The 25112-nt window shown below is 64.1% G+C and carries 22 protein-coding genes; 13 read left to right on the top strand and 9 right to left on the bottom strand.

Annotated elements, in window-relative coordinates; all coding sequences use genetic code 11:
• Positions 1–186: 186 nt before the first annotated feature.
• Positions 187–816, bottom strand: a complete 630-nt coding sequence (locus I6F09_RS08920) for a glutathione S-transferase family protein (protein ID WP_225134610.1) — start codon at positions 814–816, stop codon at positions 187–189.
• Between the two features lie 140 nt (positions 817–956).
• Complete coding sequence (locus I6F09_RS08915) at positions 957–1259, bottom strand: helix-turn-helix domain-containing protein (protein WP_036021541.1); 303 nt, start codon at positions 1257–1259, stop codon at positions 957–959.
• Between the two features lie 27 nt (positions 1260–1286).
• On the opposite strand from I6F09_RS08915, the gene I6F09_RS08910 reads away from it, so the two are divergent.
• Genes I6F09_RS08910 through I6F09_RS08900 form a run of 3 tightly spaced genes read left to right on the top strand, consistent with a single transcriptional unit; the run spans position 1287 to position 3174 of the window.
• Entirely contained in the window at positions 1287–2270 is a 984-nt protein-coding gene (locus I6F09_RS08910) for a threonine/serine dehydratase (RefSeq protein ID WP_225134609.1), read from the top strand.
• Between the two features lie 11 nt (positions 2271–2281).
• Positions 2282–2701, top strand: a complete 420-nt coding sequence (locus I6F09_RS08905; RefSeq protein WP_225187898.1) for a DUF6636 domain-containing protein — start codon at positions 2282–2284, stop codon at positions 2699–2701.
• On the top strand, positions 2698–3174 hold the full coding sequence (locus tag I6F09_RS08900; RefSeq protein ID WP_225187897.1) for a hypothetical protein: 477 nt from the start codon (positions 2698–2700) through the stop codon (positions 3172–3174). Before I6F09_RS08905 ends, I6F09_RS08900 begins: the two co-directional genes overlap by 4 nt.
• A gap of 306 nt (positions 3175–3480) precedes the next feature.
• Here I6F09_RS08900 and I6F09_RS08895 read toward each other — a convergent pair whose 3' ends face one another.
• From I6F09_RS08895 to I6F09_RS08865, 7 genes are all read right to left on the bottom strand, one after another.
• Positions 3481–4074: a GNAT family N-acetyltransferase gene (locus I6F09_RS08895; RefSeq protein WP_109142414.1), complete on the bottom strand. Its 594-nt coding sequence runs from the start codon at positions 4072–4074 to the stop codon at positions 3481–3483.
• A gap of 269 nt (positions 4075–4343) precedes the next feature.
• Entirely contained in the window at positions 4344–5849 is a 1506-nt protein-coding gene (glpK, locus tag I6F09_RS08890) for a glycerol kinase GlpK (RefSeq protein WP_035997987.1), read from the bottom strand.
• Between the two features lie 380 nt (positions 5850–6229).
• Positions 6230–7003 carry an SDR family oxidoreductase gene (locus I6F09_RS08885; RefSeq protein WP_225187896.1) on the bottom strand — a complete coding sequence of 258 codons (774 nt, stop codon included), beginning with the start codon at positions 7001–7003 and terminating at the stop codon, positions 6230–6232.
• A gap of 143 nt (positions 7004–7146) precedes the next feature.
• On the bottom strand, positions 7147–8289 hold the full coding sequence (pimD, locus tag I6F09_RS08880) for a pimeloyl-CoA dehydrogenase small subunit (protein WP_036021529.1): 1143 nt from the start codon (positions 8287–8289) through the stop codon (positions 7147–7149).
• Positions 8290–8473: 184 nt separating this feature from the next.
• Complete coding sequence (gene pimC / locus I6F09_RS08875) at positions 8474–9664, bottom strand: pimeloyl-CoA dehydrogenase large subunit (RefSeq protein ID WP_035997966.1); 1191 nt, start codon at positions 9662–9664, stop codon at positions 8474–8476.
• Positions 9665–9683: 19 nt separating this feature from the next.
• A complete protein-coding gene (pimA, locus tag I6F09_RS08870) occupies positions 9684–11378 on the bottom strand; it encodes a dicarboxylate--CoA ligase PimA (RefSeq protein ID WP_225187895.1) in 1695 nt (564 codons plus the stop codon).
• A gap of 158 nt (positions 11379–11536) precedes the next feature.
• Complete coding sequence (locus tag I6F09_RS08865) at positions 11537–13633, bottom strand: 3-hydroxyacyl-CoA dehydrogenase NAD-binding domain-containing protein (protein ID WP_225183105.1); 2097 nt, start codon at positions 13631–13633, stop codon at positions 11537–11539.
• A gap of 130 nt (positions 13634–13763) precedes the next feature.
• Here I6F09_RS08865 and I6F09_RS08860 point away from each other — a divergent pair, with 130 nt between their 5' ends.
• From I6F09_RS08860 to I6F09_RS08815, 10 genes are all read left to right on the top strand, one after another.
• The gene (locus I6F09_RS08860; protein WP_198399743.1) at positions 13764–14630 is read left to right on the top strand and encodes an IclR family transcriptional regulator; all 867 of its coding nucleotides are present in this window, start codon (positions 13764–13766) and stop codon (positions 14628–14630) included.
• A gap of 66 nt (positions 14631–14696) precedes the next feature.
• Positions 14697–15494: an ABC transporter ATP-binding protein gene (locus I6F09_RS08855; protein ID WP_035997955.1), complete on the top strand. Its 798-nt coding sequence runs from the start codon at positions 14697–14699 to the stop codon at positions 15492–15494.
• Positions 15491–16204 carry an ABC transporter ATP-binding protein gene (locus tag I6F09_RS08850; protein ID WP_035997952.1) on the top strand — a complete coding sequence of 238 codons (714 nt, stop codon included), beginning with the start codon at positions 15491–15493 and terminating at the stop codon, positions 16202–16204. Before I6F09_RS08855 ends, I6F09_RS08850 begins: the two co-directional genes overlap by 4 nt.
• Before the next feature lie 13 nt (positions 16205–16217).
• Positions 16218–17096, top strand: coding sequence for a branched-chain amino acid ABC transporter permease (locus tag I6F09_RS08845; RefSeq protein ID WP_035997949.1), 879 nt, complete (start codon positions 16218–16220; stop codon positions 17094–17096).
• Between the two features lie 2 nt (positions 17097–17098).
• A complete protein-coding gene (locus I6F09_RS08840; protein WP_036021517.1) occupies positions 17099–18118 on the top strand; it encodes a branched-chain amino acid ABC transporter permease in 1020 nt (339 codons plus the stop codon).
• Positions 18119–18148: 30 nt separating this feature from the next.
• Positions 18149–19384: an ABC transporter substrate-binding protein gene (locus tag I6F09_RS08835; protein ID WP_036021515.1), complete on the top strand. Its 1236-nt coding sequence runs from the start codon at positions 18149–18151 to the stop codon at positions 19382–19384.
• 116 nt (positions 19385–19500) lie between these two features.
• Positions 19501–20727, top strand: coding sequence for an ABC transporter substrate-binding protein (locus tag I6F09_RS08830; RefSeq protein ID WP_109142407.1), 1227 nt, complete (start codon positions 19501–19503; stop codon positions 20725–20727).
• 248 nt (positions 20728–20975) lie between these two features.
• Complete coding sequence (locus I6F09_RS08825; RefSeq protein WP_035997935.1) at positions 20976–22205, top strand: ABC transporter substrate-binding protein; 1230 nt, start codon at positions 20976–20978, stop codon at positions 22203–22205.
• 178 nt (positions 22206–22383) lie between these two features.
• Complete coding sequence (locus I6F09_RS08820) at positions 22384–23613, top strand: ABC transporter substrate-binding protein (RefSeq protein ID WP_035997932.1); 1230 nt, start codon at positions 22384–22386, stop codon at positions 23611–23613.
• Between the two features lie 189 nt (positions 23614–23802).
• Positions 23803–25086 (top strand): glycerate kinase, encoded by a 1284-nt coding sequence (locus I6F09_RS08815; protein ID WP_225187894.1) that lies wholly within the window; start codon positions 23803–23805, stop codon positions 25084–25086.
• Positions 25087–25112: the final 26 nt, after the last annotated feature.

Raw genomic sequence — 25112 nt, 5'->3', positions numbered from 1 at the left:
CGGCGTCGGGCAAAACAGGGGTATTATTGCATCATCGACTGCGGTGGCCGTCCGATACTCTCGCCAGGCCCCGCGCTGTCATTCCGGGGCGCGCCTCTTGGCGCGAGCCCGGAATCCATTGCTCCACATCATCCGCTGCACGGATTCCGGGCTCGCGCTTCGCGCGCCCCGGAATGACAGAGCGCTTCACCCCTTCGGCGGGGACAGCGGCTGCACGATCTCCTTGAACGGCGCCAGTGCCTCGCAACGCTCGCTATGGGCCGCGAGCGCCGGATAGCGCGCGGCATCGAACAGCTGCGGATGCGCTTCGCGGGTGAAGCGGACGACACAGGCGACGGCAACGTCGGCGTGGCCGATGCGGTCGCCCAGCCAATACGGCGTCGTCACCTTGGCGCGCTCGGCCTCGAGCACTTTCAGCACGTCCGCGATCTGCGCCTGGCAACGCTCGACCCACAGCGCGAGCTGCTCCTTCCGCAGCACGCGCTCGTAGAGCAGGCTCACCGCCTTGTCGCCGAGGCCGGAAGCGAGCGCGCAGATGCGCAAATGCTTGCGCCGCTCGGTGCCGCCGCGCGGCAGCATGGCCTTGTCCGCGCCGACGAGGTCATCGAGATAATCGAGGATGATCGTGCTCTCGATCAAAGCCTCACCGTCGTCGAGCACCAAGGTCGGCACGCGGCGGAGCGGATTGTACGGCGCGATCTTGTCGGCATCGCCGAAGGTCGACCATGGCCTGTGCTCGAAGGCGAGCCCGTAAAGCCGGAGCGCAATCGCGACGCGGCGGACGAAGGGGGAATCATATTGGCCGATCAGGAACATGGTTCTCGCTCTTCTCTATCATTGAACAAGGCAGGGCCGATCAGTCTCCACGACCAGCTCGGCGCGGCGCAACAAATATCTCGGAAACGGAGCATTGCGCCGGCTGCAACGACCCGCGACGGCCTCACCGCGCACCACGCTCAAAGGCCGTCCTGGATCGAGCGCTTGATCGCGGCAATGGCGGTCTCGTTGCGCTTGTACATCGTCCACTGCTTGATCCGCTTGGCGCGCACCAGCTTGGCTGCCGTCAGCACCCGCATGTGCTCGCTCAATGTCGGCGCGCTGACCCCGAGCTTTTCGGCGATCAGCAATCCGCAGACACCGTCCTCGACCAGGTCGCCGTCTTCCTGCTCGCGAAAATGCTTCCGCGGATCCCGCAGCCATTCCAGGATCTGCAGGCGGCGTTCGTTGGCGAGCGCGCGCAGGGCGACGGCAAATTTCATTTAGCCATTTTGCTAATTACCTAATTGATGTCAACTCTCAGTTGGGTTATCCTGGACGGCATCATGACAGCGACAATGGACATCACACGGGAGCGGATTGCGGCGACCGAGCCGGTCATCCGTCCGCATATCAGGCGCACGCCGCTTGTTCAGGCCGACCTCGCCGATTTCGGCCTGCCGGCCGCGCCTGTTACCTTCAAGCTCGAGATGCTGCAGCATTCCGGATCGTTCAAGGCGCGCGGCGCCTTCGCCAATCTGCTGCTGCGGCAGGTGCCGCAGGCCGGTGTGGTCGCCGCGTCCGGCGGCAATCACGGCGCCGCCGTTGCCTATGCCGCGCATCGGCTCGGCATTCCCGCCACGATCTTCGTGCCCGACATCACCTCGCCGGCCAAGGCCGAGCGGATCAGGACCTATGGCGCAAAGCTCGTGATCGCCGGCAGCCGCTACGCCGATGCGCTCGCCGCGAGCGAGGCGCATGTCGCGCAGACCGGCGCGCTGGCCGTCCATGCCTACGATCAAGCCGAAACCCTGCTCGGCCAGGGCAGCGTCGGGCTGGAGCTTGAGCAGGATGCGCCCGGCATCGACACGCTGCTGGTGGCGGTCGGCGGCGGCGGGCTGATCGGCGGCATTGCGGCGTGGTACGGCGGCCGGACACGCATCGTCGCGGTCGAGCCGGAGCAATCGCCGACCCTTCACAAAGCGTTCGAGGCGGGCGCGCCGGTCGATGCGCCGGCCGGTGGCATCGCCGCCGACAGCCTGGCGCCGCGGCGCGTCGGCGAGCTGATGTTTCCGGTCGCGCGGGCCCATGTCGAGCGCGTCGTTCTGGTCAGCGACGATGCGATCCGGCAGGCCCAGTCCGCGCTGTGGTCGCACTTGCGCCTCGTGGCCGAGCCCGGCGGCGCAGCTGCATTTGCCGCGGTGCTCTCCGGCCGCTATCGTCCCTCGGCCGGCGAGCGCATCGCAGTTCTGGTCTGCGGGGCAAACACGACGGCGGTGACTTTCGAGAGCTGAGCGGGAATGACATGACGCGACCGCGCGGACTGGTCCTGATGGCGATCCTGCTGCCGATGATCGGCGCCGCCCAAGCGCAGGACCGCGCGATCGGCATTCTGACGCCGTCGAAGAACATCGCCTGCCAGTTCTTCACCGACAACGGACAGGGCGTGCTCCGCTGCGACATCATGAACATGGACGTGCGCCCGCGCCGGCCCGCCGATTGCGAGCTCGACTGGGGCCACGCCTTCGAGATGAGCGCGAAGGGCGCAGCAGGCCGCATCTGCGCCGGCGACACCGTGATGGACCCCTCGCTGCCGGTGCTGGCCTATGGCGAGGTGTGGCAGCGCGGGGGATTCACCTGCAGGTCGGAGCAGACGGGATTGACGTGCTTCAACGCGATGCAGCGGGGGTTTTCGCTGGCAAGGGGGAGGCAGGAGGTGTTTTGAGGAAGCTCGACCAGAACGACAAGAATGCCGACCAGAAGCCATCGCTCAGTATCTTGGGCGTCTACTCGTTCAGCGCGGACAAGGCCGCCTATGCCCGCTTCATCCGGGAGCTGATCGATTCCCACGATCCGCCTAATTTCAGCGAAGAAGTTAAGGATATCCTCCGTAACGGCGGCAGGGGTGACGAGATCGTGCCGTTGACTCCTGAAGAGCGGCAGGATTGGGAAGGCGAGCTGCGTTTCTATATGGACGACGCCGCGGTTCTCGAGGTGCTGGTGAAGAATCCGGACCCACGATTTAATCCCCATGACTTTGCTCAGATTGACCCGTCCAACCCCAAGGACCACTCGGAGATGGCGTGGAACGAGATGTTCCTGACGGCAGACGGCGAGACGGAGATTGAGACCGACTACAAGCAAAGGCTGCCTGCGGCGGTATCGCGTGGTATTCGTCATCCATCGCTGGGTGCCTAGCCTCCCACTGCTTTCCAGCTACGGAGAGCTTCAGGCTCCTCCCGTGCAGCCGCTTCCGGAGCGATTATGGTGTCTTGCTTCCTATGACCTTCCGGAGCCGAGTGCTGGTGCAATCCAGTAGTCCGTAGCGCACAATCCGAATGGGTCGGCCCGTTACCCCATCCACGGCCGCCAATTGGAAGATTGACAGCAGCGCAGCACTCCGTCCTTAGCGCAGCGGAGCGATCCAGAATCTCTCCGTACAGACATTCTGGATTGCTTCGTCGCAAGGGCTCCTCGCAATGACGGTGAGGAGGCAGCCGCGCACTATTCGATGATCGGCACATGCTTCGCTGCATCGCGCGGTGCCGTACCGTCGAGGCGCGGATCATCGGCGATTTCGATCTGGCGGCGGAAGGGGCGGAAGCCGGAGCGCTGGTAGAAGGCGACGGCGGCGGGATGGTCGAGGGTGCAGGTATGGACCCAGACGCGGCGGACGTCGTGTGACCAGGCGCGCTCCAGCGCGCGGTTCATCAGGAAGCGGGCGGCGCCGGTGCCGATCAAGCTAGACGTGACGCCGAAATAAGTCAGCTCGCACTGGCCGGGCTCGCGGAAGTCGAGCTCGAGCAGGCCTTCGTCTCGGCCGTCGAGGACGAGGGCATAGACCTCGATTCCAGGCGCATGGATGATCGCGGCGAGCTCGGCGTCGGTCATGCGCGCGCGCGAGAACCACAGCCAGCCCTCGCCGACGCGGCGGAAGAGATCGCGGTACCAGGGAAGCGCGGGGGCATCGACCTTGCGCAAGGTCCAGGCGCCGGGCGGATCATCGCGGCGCGCGGGCGGTGCAGTCATCTCCAGATGGGTGACGATTGCGGCGATCTTGCCGTTCGGGACGTCGGAATAGCCGTCGGGGACGATCATGCTTCGTTTCTTCTTTTGTTAGCGATTAGCGGGCGGCGCCGTTTGAGGCACCACAGCAGCGCCACACTCCGTCATTGCGAGCGCAGCGAAGCAATCCAGGATTTTTCCGCAGAGGCAGTCTGGATTGCTTCGTCGCAAGAGCTCCTCGCAATGACGGTGTAGAGGCGGTGGTGTAGCCCGGATGGAGCGCAGCGCAATCCGAGATTTGTGCCACCATCGACAGCGGACCCGGATTACGCTGCGCTCCATCCGGGCTACGACATTTGCCGCTACCCCTCCCCCTCGTCGCTCGCCAGCACGCCCTTTACCGCGCGCGCCCAGCCGGCGAGCTTCCGCTCGCGCGTGGCCTGGCTCATGTTGGGCTTGAAGCGGTGCTCGAGGCGCCAATTGTCGGCGAACTTGGTCGGCTCGGGATAAACGCCCGCCTGGAGGCCAGCGAGGTAGGCGGCGCCCAGCGCCGTGGTCTCCTGGATCACCGGGCGGTCGACCGGCGCATCCAGGAGATCGGCGAGGCGCTGCATGGTCCAGTCGGAGGCGGTCATGCCCCCGTCGACGCGGAGCACGACGCTTGCGGTTTCCGAACTCGGCCAGTCCGCGCGCATTGCGGCCCAGAGATCGAAGGTCTGGTAGCAGACGCTTTCCAGCGCGGCATGGGCGAGCTCGGCGGGGCCGGTGTTGCGGGTGAGGCCGAACAGCGCGCCGCGGACGCGCGGATTCCAATAGGGCGCGCCCATGCCGACGAAGGCGGGGACCAGGTAGACGCTCTGCATGGAGTCCGACTGATCGGCAAGCGGTCCGGTTTCGGCGGCATGCTTGATGATGCCGAGGCCGTCGCGCAGCCATTGCACAGCGGAGCCGGCGACGAAGATCGAGCCTTCCAGCGCGTAGGTGCGTTTGCCATCGAGCTGATAGGCGACGGTGGTGAGCAGCTTGTTCTTGGAGACGACGGGCGTGGTGCCGGTGTTGAGCAGCGCGAAACAACCGGTGCCGTAGGTCGACTTCATCATGCCCGGGCGGAAGCAGGCCTGGCCGATGGTGGCGGCCTGCTGGTCGCCGGCGATGCCGGCGATGACGATGGGGCCGCCGAACAGGTCCGGCGTGCTCTCGCCGAAGCGGGCGGAGGAATCCTTCACCTCGGGCAGCATCGAGCGAGGCACGCCGATGATCTCCAGCAGCTCGTCGTCCCACGCGCCGGTGTGGATGTTGAACAGCAGCGTGCGCGAGGCGTTGGTGGCGTCGGTGGCGTGCACCTTGCCGCCGGTGAGGCGCCAGAGCAGATAGCAATCGATGGTGCCGAACATCAATTCGCCGCGCGCGGCGCGCGCGCGGGCGCCGGGGACGTGGTCGAGGATCCAGGCGACTTTGGTTCCGGAGAAATAGGGATCGATGATCAGGCCGGTCTTCTCAGAGATCACGGGCTCGCGGCCTTCTGCCTTGAGCTTGGCGCAGATGTCGGCGGTGCGGCGGTCCTGCCAGACAATGGCGCGGTGCACGGCCTGGCCGGTGGCGCGATCCCACACCACGGTGGTCTCGCGCTGGTTGGTGATGCCGATCGCGGCGATGTCCTTTGCGGTGATCCCGGCATGCTCGATCGCTTCGCGGCAGACCATCACGGTCGAGGTCCAGATGTCCTCCGGCTCGTGCTCGACCCAGCCGGAGGCCGGAAAATGCTGCGGAAACTCGGCCTGCGCCTTCGCCGCGATGGAAATATCGCCGCGAAACACGATCGCGCGCGAAGAGGTGGTGCCCTGGTCGATGGCGAGGACGAAAGACATGGCGGCTTACCTTGGCGTTTTCTTTGGGCGTCTTCCCTGGAGGGGTCATTGTGTCGCGCCAAAGGGAGCGGATTAGGGCGGCAAGGTCAAGGTTTGGATCAGTGGGGGCCGCTGCTCTTCCTTCTCCCCTTGTGGGAGAAGGTGGCATAGGCGGCCGTCGGCCGCCGTTCTCAAGAACGCCGAAGCAAGGCTTCGGCTACGGCGCCGGATGAGGGGTATGCTTTAGCGAATACAGCCGCAAAAGAGTCACACGCGGAGGGATACCCCTCACCCGTCTCGCCGCTTCGCCATAGCCGATGCGAAGCATCGGCGTTCTTGAGAACGGCGGCCGAAGGCCGCCTATGCCACCCTCTCCCGCAAGGGGAGAGGGGAAGAGAGAGCTACACCGCCGCCGTCGTCACGCCGCCGTCGATGACGATGGTTTGGCCGGTCATGAAGCTCGAGGCGTCGGAGGCGAGGTAGGCGACGGCGCCGGCGATCTCGTCGGGTTCGCCGATGCGGCGGAGCGGCGTGGTGGCGGTGCGGCGCTTCAGATTGGCTTCGTCTTCCCAGAGGGCGCGGGCGAAGTCGGTCTTGACGAGGCCGGGCGCGATGCAGTTGACGCGGACGCCTTTCGGCCCCCATTCGCCAGCGAGCGAGCGGCACAGCGCGAAGTCGGCGGCCTTGGAGATGCCGTAGGCGCCGATCACGGTGGAGCCGCGCAGGCCCCCGATCGAGGAGATGATGATCACCGAGCCCTTGCCGCGCTCGGCCATTTGCGGGATCGCGAGCGCGGAGAGCCAGATGTTGCTCTTGACGTTCGAGCCCATGATCTTGTCGAAGGCTTCATCTGATATGTCGAGCAGCGGGCCGTAATAGGGATTCACGGCGGCGTTGCAGACGAGAATGTCGATCTTGCCGTAATGCTTCGTCGCGCCCGCGATCAGCGCCTCGACTTCGTTCTTGCGCGCGATGTTGCAGGGAATGACGATGGCATCGCCGCCAACGGCATTGATGCCGTCGGCGACTTCCTTGCAAGCGTCGGCCTTGCGCGAGGAGACAACCACCTTGGCGCCTAACTTGGCGAGCAACTCGGCGGAGGAGCGGCCGATGCCGCGGCTGGAGCCGGTGACCACGGCGACCTTGCCGGTGAGATCGAACGGGGTGTTCTTCATTGTTGTTGCCTCCTCCTGGTCATTCCGGGGCGCGCATAGCGCGAACTACGATGCGCAATTGCGCATCTGAGAATCCATTTCACCGCACGTATTGCCGCCCGATGGATCCCGGGCTCGCGCTTCGCGCGCCCCGGGATGACAGGTCAGATCAACCCGCCCGCATCCGCGACGCGGCGCTGGTGGTAGTCGGTGTCGCCAAAGGTGTTCTCGATCATGGTGAGGCGCTTGAAGTAGTGGCCGATCTTGGCCTCCATGGTCATGCCGATGCCGCCGTGGAGCTGGATCGACTGCTGGCCGACGAATTTCAGCGACTTGCCGATCTGCACCTTGGCCGCGGCGATCGCGTTGCTGCGCTCCTTGGCGTCCTCGAAGTCGTTCGCCATGGTCGCGAACATCGACATCGAGCGCGCCTGCTCGGTGGCGACGAACATGTCGGAGGCGCGGTGCTGCAGCGACTGGAACGAGCCGATCGCGACGCCGAATTGCTTGCGCGTCTTGATGTACTCGACCGTGGTCTTGAGCGATTCGTCCATCAGGCCGACCGCCTCGGCGCAGAGCGCGACGCGGGCTTCGTCCACCACGCGCTCGATCAGCGCGAGCGAATCCTCGGGGTTGCCGAGCACGGCGTCGGGACCGACCTCGACACCGGTGAAGGTGATGTCGGCGGCGTGCAGGCCGTCCTGGGTCGGATAGGACTTTTTCGCGACGCCCTTGGCATTGGCCGGAACCAGAAACACGCCGATGCCTGACTTGTCGCGGCGGTCGCCCTTGGTGCGCGCGGTGACGATCAGGGTATCCGCGTTCTCGCCGTTCAGCACGACGAACTTCTCGCCGTCGATCACGTAGGCATCGCCCTTCTTCTTCGCGGTCGTGGCGACGTCGAACAGATCGTAGCGCGAGTTCTTCTCGAGCTGGGCGAAGGCCAGCGTCTTGCTGCCGTCGATGATGCCGGGCACGTGCGCGGCCTTCTGCGCATCGGTGCCGGCATGACGCAGGAAGCCGCCGCCGATCACCACCGTCGCCAGATAGGGCTCGAGCACCAGCGCCTTCCCGAGCGCTTCCATCACGATCATGGTCTCGACACCGCCGCCGCCGAAGCCGCCGTCAGCCTCGCTGAAGGGCAGGCCCAAAAGTCCCTGCTCGGCGAGCTTGAGCCAGACCGTTTTGCTCCAGCCGCCCTTCTCCGCCATGTACTTCTTGCGCTGCTCGAAATCGTAGGAATCGGTCAGCAGGCCGTCGATGCTTTCCTTGAGAAGCCGCTGCTCCTCGGACAGATCAAAATCCATTTCTTTGGTTCCTCGTACCCGGACTTATTTGACTTCGTCATTCCGGGATGGCCCGAAGGGCCAGGCCCGGAATCCATTTCGCCTCAGCGTATGCGGCCCCGATGGATTCCGGGTTCGCGACTTCGTCGCGCCCCGGAATGACGGTTGAATATTGCCCTCCCCGCTGTCGCGGAGAGGTGGCAGATCACAGCCCCAGCACCGCCTTGGCGATGATGTTGCGCTGGATCTCGTTGGAGCCGCCGTAGATCGAGACCTTGCGGTTGTTGAAATAGCTCGGCGCGATCTGGGCGGTCCAGTCCATGGCTTCGTTCGAGCCGTCGTCGCCGTGCACGTCGTAGGGCGCGGCGAATGGGCCGATCACTTCCATCAGCAGCTCGGTGGTGGTCTGCTGGATCTCCGAGCCCTTGATCTTCAGCACCGAGGAGGCCGGATTGGGCTTGCCCTTGCCGTGCTTGCCTTCGTCGGCGACGACGCGCAGCTGGGTGAGCTCGAGCGCCTTCAGCTCGATCTCGCAGGCCGCCAGCTTCTCGCGGAAGGCGGGATCCTGGATGATCGGCTTGCCGGCGGATTCGACCTTCGAGGCCAGATCCTTGATGCGGCGGATGCGCTCCTTGGAGACGCCGACGCGGGCGATGCCGGTGCGCTCATTGCCGAGCAGGAACTTGGCGTAATCCCAACCCTTGTTCTCCTCGCCGATCAGGTTCTCGTAGGGAACCTCGACGTCGTCGAAGAAGACCTCGTTGACCTCACGGCCGCCGTCGATGGTCTGGATCGGGCGCACGGTGACGCCCTTCGACTTCATCGAGAACACGATGAAGGAGATGCCCATCTGCTTCTTGGCGTTATTGTCGGTGCGGCAGAGGCAGAAGATCATGTCGGCGTGCTGGGCGAGCGTGGTCCAGGTCTTCTGGCCGTTGATGATCCATTTGTCGCCACGGCGCTCGGCTTTGGTCTTGAGCGAGGCGAGGTCGGAGCCGGAGCCGGGCTCCGAAAAGCCCTGGCACCACCAATCGTCGACATTGGCGATGCGCGGCAGGTACTTCTTCTTCTGCTCCTCGTTGCCGAAGGTGTAGATGACGGGGCCGACCATGCTGACGCCGAAGGCGAGCGGCTGCGGCGCCGGATAGGACTGCAGCTCCTCGTTGAAGATGTAGTGCTGCACCGAGGTCCAGCCGGTGCCGCCATATTCCTTCGGCCAATGGCTGACGCCCCAGCCCTTCTTGTTGAGGATGCGCCACCACGTCACCATCTCGTCCTTGGAGAGGTGACGGCCCTCGACCAGCTTGCGCCGCGTATCCGGCGGCACATTGTCGCGGAAGAACTGCCGGACTTCGTCGCGAAACGCCTGCTCTTCTCTAGTGAATGCGAGATCCATTGGATCCTCCTGTGAAACGTTACTTCATTTTCGTCATTGCGGGGGCATCAGCAGCGCGAATCCCGGATAGCGGTTTCTGCTGCTGGCGCAATTCGTGGCGCGACAATTTCCCGACCGGCGTCCGCGGCAGGTCGTCGACGAACTCGACCGCGGCCGGCAATTCGTGCCTGCCGAGCTTGCCGGCAAGCTGCGCGCGCAGCTCGTCGAGCGTGAACGGCTTTGCCTCGGGCCTCAGCTTGATGAAGGCCTTGGCGGCTTCGCCGCGATAGGGATCGGGAATGCCGAGCACGATCACCTCATGCACGCCCGGAATGGTGTAGATCGCCTGCTCGATCATCTGCGGGTAGACGTTGAAGCCGCCGGAGATGATCATGTCCTTCTTGCGGTCGACCAGGAAGAAATAGCCGTCGCCATCGACATAGCCGATGTCGCCGGTGAGAAAGCGGCCATCGACGAAGGCCTCGGTCGATCCCTCCGGCTTGTTCCAGTAGCCCTTGGTGACGTTCGGGCCCTTGATGCGGATCTCGCCGATCTCACCCGGTGGCAGCACGCGCCTGGGATCGTCGAGCGCGACGACGTCGAGCTCGATGCCGGGCAGCGTCAGGCCGATCGAGCCCGGTTTCTCGGGGCCCTCGGGCGGATGGCCGGTGCCGGGCGAGCAGGTCTCGGTCATGCCCCAGCCGCTCTTCAGCTTCTTGCCGACCTTGCGCTCGAAGAAGCTCGCAATCTCCACCGGCAGCGGCGCGCCGCCGGAGCCGATGGTGACCAGCGAGGAGAAATCGCGTTTGTCGAGATCGGGCAGCGCGGCGATCGCGATCCACATCGTCGGCACGCCGGGGAAATAGGTGGCGCGCTTGACCTCGATGTCGCGCATCACGGCTTCGACGTCGAAGCGCTGATGCAGCGAGATCAGATTGCCGCGGCGGAGCGAGGACAGCAGCACCACCGTGAGCGCGTAGATGTGGAACAGCGGCAGCACGCAGATCACGCGCTCGATTGTCTCGCCGCGCGCGGCACGGGCCGGCTTGCCCCAGACGTCGTAGATCGACACCGCCGAGGTGAGATTGCCGTGCGTGAGCATCGCGCCCTTCGGCAGGCCGGTGGTGCCGCCGGTATATTGCAGCAGCGCGACGTCGTCGGCCGCAACGACAGGCCATTGCGCCGGCGCGATGGCGCCCTCGACGAAAGCCGCGAACGTGACGATGCGGAGATCGTCGGGGATCGCCGCCTGCGGCGTGCCGACCTTGCCCCAATGATCGTCCTCGCAGACGACCAGCTTGTCGATCAGGCCCTTCTCCAGGAATTTCAGCGCGGTCGGCAGCAGGGCCTGGAGGTTGGAGGTGACAAGCAGGCGCGAGCCGGAATCGGTGATCTTGTGCGTCAGCGCGATCTCGCCGTCGAGCGGCGACAGATGCGCGACGCGGCCCCCGGCCTTCAGCGCGCCGAAGAAGCTGACGGGATGATCGGGCGTGTTGCCGAGGAACAGCGCGACCGAGCTGTTCCTGCCGATGCCAGCGCGCAGGAACGCCGCGGCGGCGCGATCGGCCAAGCTTGCGAGCTCGGCGTAGCTGATGGGCCGGTCGCGGAATTCCAGCGCGGTGCGCGGGCCGTAATCGGCGGCGGCCTTGGCGAGAAGGTCCGGCAGCGTGCCCTGGACGATGGTGTCGTCCCACCGCACGCCCTCGGGATAAAACTGTTCGCCGGGATGGGTCATTTTCCTGATTGCTCGAGCGAACAACTAACGCAGACCGTCATTCCGGGGCGCGACGAAGTCGCGAGCCCGGAATCCATAACCACCAGCTGGGGTTATGGATTCCGTGCCTGCGCCTTGCGGCGCATCCCGGAATGACGAAGGTTGGGACGAAGCCCCGATCACGCTGCTTTAGACTCCGCAGCCAGCGACGCAAACGTCTTGCCCTCCGCGGCGAGCTTCTTCAGCAGCGGGGCGGGCTCGAGGCTCGGATCGTTGGTCTCCTTAGCGTAGAAGGCCAGACGATCGGCGATGTGCTTGAGGCCGACGCTGTCGGCCCAGAACATCGGGCCGCCACGGTAGATCGGCCAGCCATAGCCGTAGAGCCAGACCACGTCGATGTCGCTGGGACGCGCGGCGATGCCCTCTTCCAGGATCTTCGCGCCCTCGTTGATCATCGGATACATCATGCGCTCGAGGATCTCCTCGTCGCTGACGACGCGCTTCTTGCGGCCGAGACGCAGCAAGGTCTCGTCGATCAGCTTCTCGACGTCGGGGTCGGGCAGCGGCGCACGAGAACCCTGCTCGTACTTGTAATAGCCCTTGCCGGTCTTCTGGCCGAAGCGGCCGGCCTCGCACAGCGCGTCCGCGATCTCCGACTTGATGCCGCGGTCCTTACGCGAGCGCCAGCCGATATCGAGGCCGGCGAGATCGCTCATCGCGAACGGGCCCATCGGCATGCCGAACTTGGTGACGACGGCATCGACCTGCTGCGGCAGCGCGCCCTCGAACAGCAGCTTCTCGGACTGCTTGCCGCGCTGGGCCAGCATGCGGTTGCCGACGAAGCCGTCGCAGACGCCGACCACGGCCGGCACCTTCGCGATTTTTCGCGCGATCGTCACCGCAGTCACCAGCGCATCCGGCGCGGTCTTGTCGGCGCGCACGATCTCGCACAGCTTCATGACGTTCGCCGGCGAGAAGAAGTGCATGCCGAGCACGTCCTGCGGACGCTTGGTCGACTTCGCGATCTCGTCGATGTTGAGATACGAGGTGTTGGAGGCGAGCACGGCGCCCGGCTTGGCGTACTGGTCGAGCTTGCCGAACACCTCCTTCTTGACCGCCATGGTCTCGAACACGGCCTCGATGACGAGATCGGCATCGCCGACATTCTCGATGCCGACGACGCCGTTGATCAGCGCCATGCGCTTGGCGGGCGCATCGGCCGGGATGCCGCCGCGCGCGGCGGTCGCTTCCCAGTTCTTCTGCATGATGCCCATGCCGCGCTTGAGCTGCTCCTCGCCGGTCTCGATCAGGGTGACGGGAATGCCGGCATTGGCGAAGGACATCGCGATGCCGCCGCCCATGGTGCCGGCACCGAGAATGGCGACGCGGTTCACGGGCCGCGGCTTGGTGCCTTCAGGAACGCCGGCGATCTTGTTGGCCTCGCGCTCGGCGAAGAAGGCGTAACGCTGCGCCTTGGACTGGTCGCTGGCGACGAGCTTGAGGAAGCCCTCGCGCTCCTTCTTCAGGCCTTCGTCGAACGGCAGGTCGATGGCATAGCCGACGGCGTCGGCTGCGGCGAACGGCGCCTCGAGGCCGCGCGACTTCTTGGTCATGGCCGCGACCGCATTGGTGAAGATCGAGCGGTCGGCCTTGGCGGCTGCGAGCTTGGAATCGTCGTCGCGCAGGCGGCGCAGCGGGCGCTTCTCCGCGAGCAGCTTGCGCACGAAAGCCTCGCCGCCGGAGGCCGGGCCCTCGACGATCTCCTCGATCAGGCCGTTCTTCAGCGCCTCCGCCGCCCCGATCGGGTCGCCGCCGACGATCATCTTGACCGCAAGCTCCGGGCCCACCGCACGGGGCAGGCGCTGGGTGCCACCGGCGCCGGGCAGAAGTCCGAGCTTCACCTCGGGCAGGCCGAGCTTGGCCTCTTTCACCGCGACGCGGAAATGGCAGGCCAGCGCGACCTCGAGGCCGCCGCCGAGCGCGGTGCCGTGGATCGCGGCAACGACCGGCTTGGGCGAGTTTTCGATCTCGGACAGTACGTCGTTGAGCGCGGGCGGCTTCGGCGGCTTGCCGAACTCGGTGATGTCGGCACCGGCAATGAACGTGCGGCCGGCGCAGGTCAGCACGATGCCCTTGATGGCGGGATCGGCGATCGCGGCCTTGATGCACTCGAGGATCCCGCCGCGGACTGCGGCACTCAGCGCATTGACCGGCGGGCTGTTGACCGTGACGATCCCGACTTCATCATGACGCTCAAGCTTGACCACTTCGCTCACGGTGTCCCTCCTTGGTGGGGATTTACTTTTATTCGATTTCGCATTGCGGAATTTAATTCCGCATCTTGACGGCAGGGTTATTTTGAAGCACGGACGTTGTCAACGACTCCGCGCAAGAAGCAGATCAGGGATGAAGCGTACAGGAAAGAAGACCGCGACCGATCGGAATTTCGTCGTCGCGCTTTCCCGCGGACTGGAAGTATTGCGCGCGTTCCAACCCAATGACGGCCTGCTGGGCAATCAGGAGATTGCGTCCCGCACCAATCTGCCCAAGCCCACCGTGTCGCGACTGACCTACACGCTGACCAAGCTTGGCTATCTGACGCCGGTTCCCCGCTTCGAGAAGTACCAACTCGCCCCGGCAGCGATGTCGCTCGGCTACGCGGCGCTGGCCAATCTGGGCGTTCGGCATTTGTCCGAGCCGTTCCGCGAAGAGGTGATGCGCGCGACCGGCGGCGCCGTCGCCGTCGGCGGCCGTGACCGCCACAGCATGATCTATTTCGGGCAGAGCCGCGGCAGCGAGACCGTCGGCGTTCAACTTGACGTCGGCTCGCGCGTGCCGATTGCAACCAGCGCGATGGGCCGCGCCTATTTCTGGGCACTCGATGACGAAGGTCGCGCCGAAGTGTCGCGCATCCTGCGCGAACATTACGGCAGCCGCTGGCCGAAGATGCGCGAGGGCTTGGAACGTTCCGGCGAGACGGTCGCGAAATACGGCTTTGCGATTTCGGTCGGCGATTGGCACGACGACATCGGCGCAGCCGGCGTCGCGCTCAAGCTCAACGACGGAACCGGGCCTTACGCATTCAATTGCGGCGCGCCCGCATTCCGTTTCACGGAAGAGCGTTTGATCAACGACATTGGACCGCGTCTCTTAGCGATGGTAAGGAACATCGAGGCGGCGCTCGGGGGTCTGATGCCGCATTCAAAAAAAGACAGCAGCAAAAAGCTGAAATCAGGAGGAAAAGTTGCGCGTGTGGCCGAGGGATTCAGATAGCCTTTGTCATCATCGGGAGCGGCTCGCATCGCCCCATCGCTCACTGTACGTCGTGAGCGAGACGAGATGACGCAGGCACAGCTCGCGCAGGGTACATCGCCCCTGCTCGCGGTTCGCGACGTCAGCGTCGTGTTCGGCGGCATCGTCGCGCTCAACGGCGTGTCCTTCGACATGCACAAGGGAGCCATCCTCGGATTGATCGGCCCGAACGGCGCCGGCAAGACCACGCTCTTCAACTGCCTGTCGCGGCTGTACCAGCCGTCGTCCGGCGACATCTTGATGGACGGCGTGAGCATCCTGACGCGGCCGCCGCACCGGATCGCCGAGATCGGCATCGGCCGCACCTTCCAGAACGTGGCGCTGTTTCCCAACCTTTCGGTGATGGACAACGTCCGCGTCGGCGCCCATTCGAAGACCTCGAGCGACATTATCAGCGACTCCCTGAAGCTTGCCTGGGTCCGGCGCAGCGAGACCAGCATCAACAAGAAGGTGCACGAGATCCTTGCTTACCTCGACCTCGAGGACGTCGCCCATACCGTCGTGTCCGGCCTACCGTTCGGTACGCAGAAGCGGGTCGAGCTGGCGCGTGCGCTGGCGGCCGATCCGAAGATCCTGCTGCTCGACGAACCCGCCGGCGGCCTCAACCACGAGGAAGTTCATGTGCTCGGCGACCTCATCCGCAAAATCCGCGACGAGCGCCATATGACCGTGCTCCTGGTCGAGCATCACATGGGCCTCGTGATGTCGATCGCCGACCATGTCGTCGCGCTGAATTTCGGCAAGAAGCTCGCGGAAGGCACGCCCGCCCAGGTGCAGGCGGACCCGGACGTCATCAAGGCCTATCTCGGGAGCAAGGATCAATGACGCCACTGCTCAACGTCAAGGACCTGCGCGCTTATTACGGCCAGGTCCAGGCGCTCCATGGCCTGTCCTTCTCGCTCAACGAGGGCTCGCTCGTGACGCTGCTGGGCGCCAACGGCGCCGGCAAGACCACCACACTGCGCGCGATCTGCAACATGGTGCGCTCCACCGGCGGCGTCGAGTTCGAAGGCAAGCCGCTGAACAACCGTTCGACCGAGAGCATCGTGCGGTTCGGCATCGCCCACGTGCCGCAGGGCCGCGGCACCTTTACCAACATGACGGTGGAGGAGAATCTCCAGCTGGGGGCCATCACCCGCAAGGACCGCGCCGGCATCGTCTCCGACATCGAGCGCATGTACGCGCATTTCCCAGTGTTGAAGCAGCGCCATACCCAGCAGGCCGGCACGCTCTCCGGCGGCGAGCAGCAGATGCTCGCGGTCGCCCGCGCGCTGATGCTGCGGCCGCGGCTGATGCTGCTCGACGAGCCCTCCTTCGGCCTCGCGCCGCTGGTGGTGCGCGACCTGTTCGGCATCCTCGGCAAGATCAACCGCGAGGACAAGGTCTCGATCCTGGTGGTCGAGCAGAACGCCCAGCTCGCGCTCGAGCTCGCCGACCAGGCCTATGTGATCGAGACCGGGCGCATCGTGATGTCGGGCAAGGCCAAGGACATCGCGAACAACGAAGAAATCCGCAAATCCTATCTGGGTTACTGAGGGAGCCGGCACAATGGAGCTGTTCACCAACCAGGTCCTGGCCGGCATCGCCACGGGGGCGATCTATGCCTGCATGGCGCTCGCCGTGGTCATGATCTACCAGGCCATCGACCATCTCAACTTCGCGCAAGGCGAGATGGCGATGTTCTCGACTTTCATCTCATGGCAGCTGATGCAGTGGGGCGTGTCTTATTGGGCTGCCTTCCTGATCACGCTGGCATTTTCTTTCGTTGCCGGCATCGCGATCGAGCGCATCCTGTTCAAGCCGCTCGTCAAGGCGCCGGTGCTCACCAACGTCGCCGGCTTCATCGCGCTGTTTGCGATCATCAACTCCTCGGCGGGCCTGATCTGGGACTTCACGATCAAGCAATATCCGACCCCGTTCGGCTCCGCACCGTTCCTCGGCAGCCAGCTGATCTCGACGCACCAGGCCGGCATGATCGGCGTCACCGTGGCGCTGCTGCTCGCGCTCTATTTCTTCTTCCAGTACACGCGCATCGGCCTTGCGATGCGAGCCGCAGCGTCGGTGCCCGAATCGGCCCGCCTCGTCGGCATCAACACGAGTTGGATGATCGCGCTCGGCTGGGGCATGGCGACCGCGATCGGCTCGATCGCCGGCATGCTGATCGCGCCTGTCGTGTTCCTCGAGCCGAACATGATGGGCGGCGTGCTGATCTACGGCTTCGCCGCGGCGGTGCTCGGCGGGCTGTCGAGCCCGTTCGGCGCCGTGGTCGGCGGCTTCCTGGTCGGCGTGTTCGAGAATCTGGCCGGTACCTACATTCCCGGCGTCGGCAATGAGCTGAAACTCCCGATCGCGCTCGCGCTGATCATCTCCGTCCTGGTCGTCAAACCCGCTGGTCTGTTCGGCCGGCATATCGTCAAGCGAGTTTGATCATGAGCGCAGCAGAAGAAGTCGTCGCTGAGGGCCACGAGGCGGTCGAGGCGGTTCCGAAGCGGGCCATGACGCTGGGCACCGGCACCTCGCTGGTGGTGCTGGCCGCGCTGTTGATCGTGCCGATGTTCGTCAAGAACTTCATCATCTTCCAGATGACGATGCTCCTGATCTACGGGCTCGCGGTGCTGGCGCTGAACATCCTGACCGGCGGAAGCGGCCAGTTCTCGCTCGGCCAGAGCGCGTTCTACGCCGTCGGCGCCTATGTGTCTGCGGTGCTGATGGAACATGCCAACGTCAACTACGCGCTGACCATTCCGATCTCCGCCGTGATTTGCTTCGGATTCGGTTACCTGTTCGGCAAGCCGGCGCTGCGGCTGTCCGGCATCTATCTCGCGCTCGCGACCTTCGCGCTTGCGACTGCGATGCCGCAGCTGCTCAAGCTGAACTTCCTCGAGCACTGGACCGGCGGCGTGCAGGGCCTCGTCGTCACCAAGCCGGACGCGCCGTTCGGCCTGCCGATGTCGCAGGACATGTGGCTGTACTACTTCACGCTCGCCGTGACGGTCGCGATCTACATCTTCTCGGTGAACCTGTTGCGCTCCCGCTCGGGCCGCGCCTTCATGGCGATCCGCGACAACGAGATCGCGGCCTCCTCGATGGGAGTCAACGTCGCGCTGTACAAGACGCTGGCTTTCGGCGTGTCCGCCGGCATCACCGGCGTTGCCGGCTCGCTCGGCGCCATCGCGGTGCAGTTCGTCGCGCCCGACAGCTACACCATCACGCTCGCGATCTCGCTGTTCCTCGGCATGGTGGTCGGCGGCGTCGGCTGGCTGCCCGGCTCGTTCGTCGGTGCGGCCTTCATCATCTTCGTGCCGAACATGGCGGAGAGCATCTCCAAGGGCCTCTCCGGCGCGGTATTCGGCGTGCTGCTGTTCCTCGTCATCTACCTCGTGCCGCACGGCGCAAGGCAGGTCGCGATCCTGGGCCAGCAACTCGTCGGCAAGCTCAGGAAGAACTGAAGACCCGTTGAATTAACCAAGGAGACCGAATTGTATTTTGGAAGAACACTGCGAGCCGCCGCGCTGATCACGGCAACGGCGGCCATCACTCTCACCTCCGGCGCTGCACTCGCCCAAAAGAAATACGACACCGGCGCGTCCGATACCGAGATCAAGATCGGCAACATCATGCCGTACAGCGGTCCGGCGTCGGCCTATGGCATCATCGGCAAGACCGAAGAAGCCTATTTCAAGATGATCAACGACAAGGGCGGCATCAACGGCCGCAAGATCAACTTCGTCACCTATGACGACGGCTATTCGCCGCCGAAGGCCGTCGAGCAGGTCCGCAAGCTGGTCGAGAGCGACGAGGTGCTGGTCGTTTTCAATCCGCTCGGCACGCCCTCGAACAGTGCGATCCAGAAGTATCTGAACTCCAAGAAGATCCCGCAGCTCTTCGTCGCGACCGGCGCCACCAAGTGGAACGACCCGAAGAACTTCCCCTGGACCATGGGCTGGCAGCCCTCCTACCAGAGCGAAGCGCAGATCTACGCGAAGTGGCTGATGAAGGAGAAGCCGGACGCCAAGATCGCGATCCTCTACCAGAACGACGATTTCGGCAAAGACTACCTCAAGGGCACCAAGGACGGCCTCGGCGCCAAGGCCTCGTCCATGATCGTCATGGAGGAGAGCTACGAGGTCTCCGAGCCGTCGATCGACGGCCATATCGTCAAGATCAAGGCCGCCAATCCCGACGTGCTGCTGATCTACACCACGCCGAAGTTCGCGGCCCAGACCATCAAGAAGACCGCCGAGCTCAGCTGGAAACCGCTCCAGATCCTCACCAACGTGTCGATCTCGGTCGGCAGCGTGATGAAGCCGGCTGGCTTCGAGAACGCGCAGGGCGTGCTGTCGGCCGCCTACGCCAAGGACTCCACGGATCCGCAATGGGCCAACGACCCAGGCATGAAGAAGTGGAACGAGTTCGTCGACAAGTACATGCCGGGTGCCGACAAGTCGGACACCAGCATGGTCTACGGCTATGGCGCCGCGTCGACGCTGGCCAAGGTGCTGGAGATGTGCGGTGACGATCTCACTCGCGCCAACATCATGAAGCAGGCCGCCTCGTTGAAGGACTTTGCCCCGGATACGCTGCTGCCCGGCGTCAAGATCAACACCAGCGCCACCGACTTCGCTCCGATCGCGCAGCTGCAGATGATGCGCTTCAAGGGCGAGAAGTGGGAACTGTTCGGCGAGATCATCAGCGGTGACGTCGCCTCCGAGTGACGCGTGACGCGATGATCGAGGACGAGGAGCCCCCGCGGACAGTCGCGGGGGCTTTTTGTTGACGACAGGCGCCAATCTTGTTCAATGCGATCGATCCATCCCGGGGTAGGAGAGCAATGGCCGCCGTTCGTTCCCAGGTTGCGACGCTCTGGGCCGCGCTTGCCTTGTGCACTGCAATGAGCGGCGAGGCGCTGGCGCAGAAGAAATACGACAGCGGCGCGTCCGATACCGAGATCAAGATCGGTAACATCATGCCCTACAGCGGTCCGGCCTCCGGCTATGCTGCGATCGGCAGGACCGAGGAAGCCTACTTCAACAAGATCAATGCCGAGGGCGGCATCAACGGCCGCAAGATCAGATTCATCTCCTATGACGACGGCTATTCGCCGCCGAAGACGGTGGAACAGGCGCGAAAACTGGTCGAGAGCGACAACGTGCTGCTGATCTTCGGCTCGCTCGGCACCTCCACCAACAGCGCCATCCGCAAGTACATGAACGAGAAGAAGGTGCCGCAATTGTTCGTGGCGAGCGGCGCCTCGAAATGGAACGACCCCAAGCAATATCCCTGGACCATGGGCTGGCAGCCGAGCTACGTCAGCGAGGCCCGGATCTATGCCAAATACATCATGAAGGAGAAGCCAAACGGAAAGATCGGCGTGCTCTACCAGAACGACGATTTCGGCAAGGACTATCTAAACGGGTTGAAGGAGGGCCTCGGCGCCAAGGCTTCGATGATCGTGCGGGAGGAGGCCTACGACACGTCCGAGCCCGCAATCGACGAGCGAGTCGTGAAGCTGAAGGCGGCCGGCGCCGATATCTTCATCAGCCTCACCAACCAGAAATTCGCCGCGCAGGGAATCAAGAAAGCCGCGGAGATCAACTGGCATCCGATGCACATCATCTCCAACGTCTCGGCTTCGGTCAGCGGCGTATTGGAGCCGGCCGGCATTGAAGTCTCGCAAGGCATCCTGTCGGCGACCTACACCAAGGACGGCTCCGACCCGCAGTGGAATGCCGACGACGGCATGAAGAAGTTCTACAGTTTCCTCGCGCAATACGAGCCCAGGGCCAACAAGCTCGATGCCGGCGTCGTGTACGGCTATGCCGCCGCACAGACCATCGTGAAGGTGCTGCAGATGTGCGGCGACGATCTCACCCGCGAGAACGTCATGAAGCAGGCCGCCAGCCTGAAGGACTTCGCACCCGACACGCTGCTGCCAGGCATCAAGATCAACACCGCGCCCGACGATTTCGCCCCGATCGAGCAGCTGCAGATGATGCGCTTCAAGGGCAGGAAATGGGAGCTGTTCGGCGACATCATCTCGAGCGAGATGAGCCACTGAACGACGCAATTCAAAATAGCCGCATTCTCGTAAAGCAACTCAAGCGGTGAGTTTGCCCCGCAAAAAGAATCTCACGCGCCGGAATATTCAGCACCGCCTTCGACGAGATCGCCGCCTGCGCGAGGCCCGTGCAGGCGTTCTTCTTGCTGACGGCCGTGGATAGGTATTGAATGCGTGACGGAGCGACGCGCAACGATCGCTCCCAATAAGAACAAACGACACATTCAATCCTGTCCAGGGAGATCAAAATGCCTGCAATGCATGTGCGATTGGGGGCCTTCTCGGCTGCCCTCGTGCTAGCCGCCACGCTGTCCACGACAGCGCTCGCGCAGAAGAAATACGACACCGGCGCATCCGACACGGAGATCAAGATCGGCAACATCATGCCCTATAGCGGTCCCGCGTCCGCCTACGGCGTGATCGGCAAGACCGAAGAGGCCTATTTCCGCAAGATCAACGCAGAAGGCGGCATTAACGGCCGCAAGATCAACTTCATCACCTATGACGATGCCTATTCCCCGCCGAAGACCGTGGAGCAGGCGCGCAAGCTGGTCGAGAGCGACGAGGTGCTGCTGATCTTCAACTCGCTCGGCACCCCGCCGAACTCGGCGATCCAGAAGTACATGAACCAGAAGAAGGTTCCGCAGCTGTTCGTCGCCACCGGCGCCACGAAGTGGAACGACCCGCAGACCTTCCCGTGGACGATGGGCTGGCAACCCAACTACCAGATCGAGTCGATCATCTACGCCAAGTACATCCTGAAGAACCATCCGAACGCCAAGATCGCCGTGCTCTACCAGAACGACGATTACGGCAAGGACTATCTGAAGGGGTTCAAGGACGGGCTCGGAGCCAAGGCCGCCTCGATGATCGTCATCGAGGACAGCTACGAAGTCTCCGAGCCGACCATCGACTCCCACATCGTCAAGATGAAGTCGACCAACGCCGACGTGTTCTTCAACATCACGACGCCGAAATTCGCGGCACAGGCGATCAAGAAGAACGCCGAGATCGGCTGGAAGCCGCTGCACTTCCTCAACAACGTTTCGGCCTCGATCGGCAGCGTAATCAAGCCGGCCGGCTTCGAGAATGCGCAGGACATCATCTCGTCGCAGTACTTCAAGGATCCCACCGACGCGCAGTGGAAAAACGACAAGGCGATGATCGCCTGGAACGAATTTCTGGATAAGTACTATCCGGAAGCGAACCGCGCCGATGCCTCGGTAATGTACGGCTACATCGTCGCCCAAGGCCTCGTTCACGTGCTCAAGGCCTGCGGCGACAATCTGACCCGCGAAAACATCATGAAGCAGGCCGCCAACATCAAGGACTTCGAGCCGGCGGGCCTGTTGCCAGGCATCAAGGTCAACACCTCGGCCACCGACTTCGCGCCGCTGTCGCAGCTGCAACTGATCCGGTTCAAGGGCGAGCATTGGGTGCCATTTGGCGAGGTGCTGAGCGGCGACGTCGGCGGCTGACCATTAACCACTTGCTCAAGATGTAGCCAAATCGACTAAAGACGCAGCCCCTGCGGCCATGCCGCAGGGGCTTTTCCTTGAAGCGTTCAGGCAAATCGTATTGAATTGCGGCCGCGTCGCGAAGAAAAACGAGACAAGAAAAGGGACGCACACACAAAGAAAAAACAGGGAGATTGGAATGCCTGCTGTCACCGGCAAGCTTGCGGCCGCATCATTGGCGCTCGCGCTCATAGCGGCCTCGGCCTCAACCGCAACGGCCCAGAAGAAATACGATACCGGTGCGACCGACACCGAGATCAAGATCGGCAACATCATGCCCTACAGCGGACCGGCCTCCGCCTACGGCATCATCGGTCGCACCGAAGCCGCCTATTTCAAGAAGATCAACGAAGAGGGCGGCATCAACGGCCGCAAGATCAATTTCGTCTCCTACGACGACGCCTACTCGCCGCCGAAGACGGTGGAGCAGGCGCGCAAGCTGGTCGAGAGCGACGAGGTGCTGCTCGTCTTCAACTCGCTCGGCACGCCGCCGAACTCCGCGATCCAGAAATACATGAACTCGAAGAAGGTGCCGCAGCTGTTCGTAGCCACCGGCGCCACCAAGTGGAACGATCCGCAGAACTTCCCGTGGACCATGGGCTGGCAACCCAACTACCAGAGCGAGACGCAGATCTACGCGAAATACATCCTCAAGGCCATGCCGAACGCCAAGATCGGCGTGCTCTACCAGAACGACGATTACGGCAAGGATTACCTGAAGGGCCTGAAGGACGGCTTGGGGGCCAAGGCCGCGAGCATGATCGTGCTGGAGGAAAGCTACGAGACTTCGGAGCCGACCATCGACAACCACATCGTCAAGCTGAAAGCCACCGGCGCCGACGTCTTCATCAACATCACCACGCCGAAGTTCGCGGCGCAGGCGATCAAGAAGATCTCCGAGATCGGCTGGAAGCCGACCCACTTCCTCAACAACGTCTCGGCCTCGGTCGGCAGCGTGATCAAGCCCGCCGGCTTCGAGAATTCGCAGGACATCATCTCGGCCGCCTATCTGAAGGACGTCTCCGATCCGCAGTGGAAGGACGACGCCGGCATGAAGGCGTTCCTGGAGTTCATGACGAAGTACTTCCCCGAGGGCGACAAGCTCGACGGCGGCACCATCGTCGGCTACGGCGTCGCGCAGACGCTGGTCGAGGTGCTGAAGAAGTGCGGCGACAATCTCACGCGCGAGAACGTCATGAAGCAGGCGGCGAGCCTGAAGGACTTCCGCACCGAAGTGCTGCTGCCCGGCATCAAGATCAGTACCGGGCCGAACGACTTCGCACCGATCAGCTCGCTGCAGCTGATGAAGTTCAAGGGCGACAAGTGGGACCTGTTCGGCGAGGTGATCAGCGCCGACGCCGGCGGCTAGAAGCTTCAAAGCCCGGACGACGAGCCCCCTGCGCTGATCGCGCAGGGGGTTTCTGCTTGTGTGGCAATTGTGATCACGCGATTGCACAATCGAATGACGGCGAAGGCGCTTACGCTTTGGCACACGATGCGGTAGGCAGATGGCGGCGACCTCGTCGCCGCCAGTCCAGTCTGCGCAAGGCCATTGTCCATGACCGACCGACGTCCCCTGCTCCGCGCGCTCTACGACACTGCCGTTGCTGCCGCCCATCCGAGCGTGATGCTGGCCCCTCACCTGCGGCCTGCGCCCAGGGGGCGCGTGATCTGCCTTGCGGCCGGCAAGGGCGCCGGCGCAATGGCCGCAGCCGCGGAGCGGCATTATCTCGATGCGCTGGGATTGGCGCCGGAGCGCCTCGTCGGCATCGCCACCACGCGCCACGGCTACGGCGTGCCGACGCGCAGCATTCGCGTGGTCGAGGCCGGTCATCCCGTGCCTGACGAAGCGGGCCTGAAGGGCGCGGCCGACACGCTCGCACTCGCGGGCGAGGCCGGGCCGGACGATCTCCTGCTGGTGCTGCTCACCGGCGGCGGCTCGGCCAACTGGATCGCGCCGGTGGACGGCATCAGCTTCGCGCAGAAGCAGGCGGTCAACAAGGCGCTGCTGCGCTCGGGCGCGCCGATCGGCGAGATGAACGTCGTGCGCAAGCACCTGTCGCGGATCAAGGGCGGCCGCCTCGCCCGCGCTGGCAGCAACGCCGCGGAGATCGTGACGCTCGCGATCTCCGACGTGCCGCATGACGATCCGTCCGCGATCGCCTCCGGCCCCACCGTGCCCGATCCGACCACGCTGGCGGATGCGCGCGCGATCGTGGCGAAATACAGGCTCGACATCGACGATGCGGTGCGCCGCGCGCTCGACGATCCCAACAACGAGAGCTGCAAGCCGGGCGACGCCGCCTTTGCGCGCGCCTCGTTCGAGCTGATCGCGCGGCCCAAGCAGTCGCTGGACGCCGCGGTCAAGCTCGCGCGCGAGGCCGGCTACGAGACCATCGATCTCGGCGCCGATCTCGAAGGCGAGGCGCGCGAGGTCGCCGCCGATCACGCCAGGCTGGCGCTTCAGGCACGTAGCCAAGGCAAGCGCGTCGCGATTCTCTCCGGCGGCGAGCTCACGGTCACCGTGCGCGGCAACGGGCGCGGTGGGCCGAACCAGGAATACGCGCTGGCGCTGGCCTCGCTCTTGAAGGACACTTCCGGCATCGCGGCGCTGGCCGGCGACACCGACGGCGCCGATGGCGGCGCCGGCCACCCGACCGACCCCGCCGGCGCGCTGATCGATGCGGCGACGTTCGCGAAGATGAAGGCGCTGGGGCTCGAGCCGCAGGCCTATCTCGCCAACAACGACGCCACCACGTTTTTCGAGGCGACCGGCGACCTGCTACAGCCTGGACCGACGCTGACCAACGTGAACGACATCAGGGTGATTTTGGTGGATTGACGTTCGCTTACCCTCCCCTGGAGGGT

Source organism: Bradyrhizobium sp. IC3195, from assembly GCF_020193585.1.
Taxonomy (GTDB): Bacteria; Pseudomonadota; Alphaproteobacteria; order Rhizobiales; family Xanthobacteraceae; genus Bradyrhizobium; species Bradyrhizobium yuanmingense.
This window is presented reverse-complemented; position numbering and strand designations above follow the sequence as displayed.

Coding starts and splice junctions, on each gene's coding strand:
- I6F09_RS08820 (WP_035997932.1), top strand. CDS start 22,384: ATGCCTGCTGTCACCGGCAAGCTTGCGGCCGCATCATTGGCGCTCGCG.
- I6F09_RS08910 (WP_225134609.1), top strand. CDS start 1,287: ATGTCAACTCTCAGTTGGGTTATCCTGGACGGCATCATGACAGCGACA.
- pimC (WP_035997966.1), bottom strand. CDS start 9,664: ATGGATCTCGCATTCACTAGAGAAGAGCAGGCGTTTCGCGACGAAGTC.
- I6F09_RS08885 (WP_225187896.1), bottom strand. CDS start 7,003: ATGAAGAACACCCCGTTCGATCTCACCGGCAAGGTCGCCGTGGTCACC.
- I6F09_RS08830 (WP_109142407.1), top strand. CDS start 19,501: ATGGCCGCCGTTCGTTCCCAGGTTGCGACGCTCTGGGCCGCGCTTGCC.
- I6F09_RS08840 (WP_036021517.1), top strand. CDS start 17,099: ATGAGCGCAGCAGAAGAAGTCGTCGCTGAGGGCCACGAGGCGGTCGAG.
- I6F09_RS08825 (WP_035997935.1), top strand. CDS start 20,976: ATGCCTGCAATGCATGTGCGATTGGGGGCCTTCTCGGCTGCCCTCGTG.
- I6F09_RS08855 (WP_035997955.1), top strand. CDS start 14,697: ATGACGCAGGCACAGCTCGCGCAGGGTACATCGCCCCTGCTCGCGGTT.
- I6F09_RS08850 (WP_035997952.1), top strand. CDS start 15,491: ATGACGCCACTGCTCAACGTCAAGGACCTGCGCGCTTATTACGGCCAG.
- pimD (WP_036021529.1), bottom strand. CDS start 8,289: ATGGATTTTGATCTGTCCGAGGAGCAGCGGCTTCTCAAGGAAAGCATC.
- pimA (WP_225187895.1), bottom strand. CDS start 11,378: ATGACCCATCCCGGCGAACAGTTTTATCCCGAGGGCGTGCGGTGGGAC.
- I6F09_RS08815 (WP_225187894.1), top strand. CDS start 23,803: ATGACCGACCGACGTCCCCTGCTCCGCGCGCTCTACGACACTGCCGTT.
- glpK (WP_035997987.1), bottom strand. CDS start 5,849: ATGTCTTTCGTCCTCGCCATCGACCAGGGCACCACCTCTTCGCGCGCG.
- I6F09_RS08895 (WP_109142414.1), bottom strand. CDS start 4,074: ATGATCGTCCCCGACGGCTATTCCGACGTCCCGAACGGCAAGATCGCC.
- I6F09_RS08845 (WP_035997949.1), top strand. CDS start 16,218: ATGGAGCTGTTCACCAACCAGGTCCTGGCCGGCATCGCCACGGGGGCG.
- I6F09_RS08905 (WP_225187898.1), top strand. CDS start 2,282: ATGACGCGACCGCGCGGACTGGTCCTGATGGCGATCCTGCTGCCGATG.
- I6F09_RS08860 (WP_198399743.1), top strand. CDS start 13,764: ATGAAGCGTACAGGAAAGAAGACCGCGACCGATCGGAATTTCGTCGTC.
- I6F09_RS08920 (WP_225134610.1), bottom strand. CDS start 816: ATGTTCCTGATCGGCCAATATGATTCCCCCTTCGTCCGCCGCGTCGCG.
- I6F09_RS08915 (WP_036021541.1), bottom strand. CDS start 1,259: ATGAAATTTGCCGTCGCCCTGCGCGCGCTCGCCAACGAACGCCGCCTG.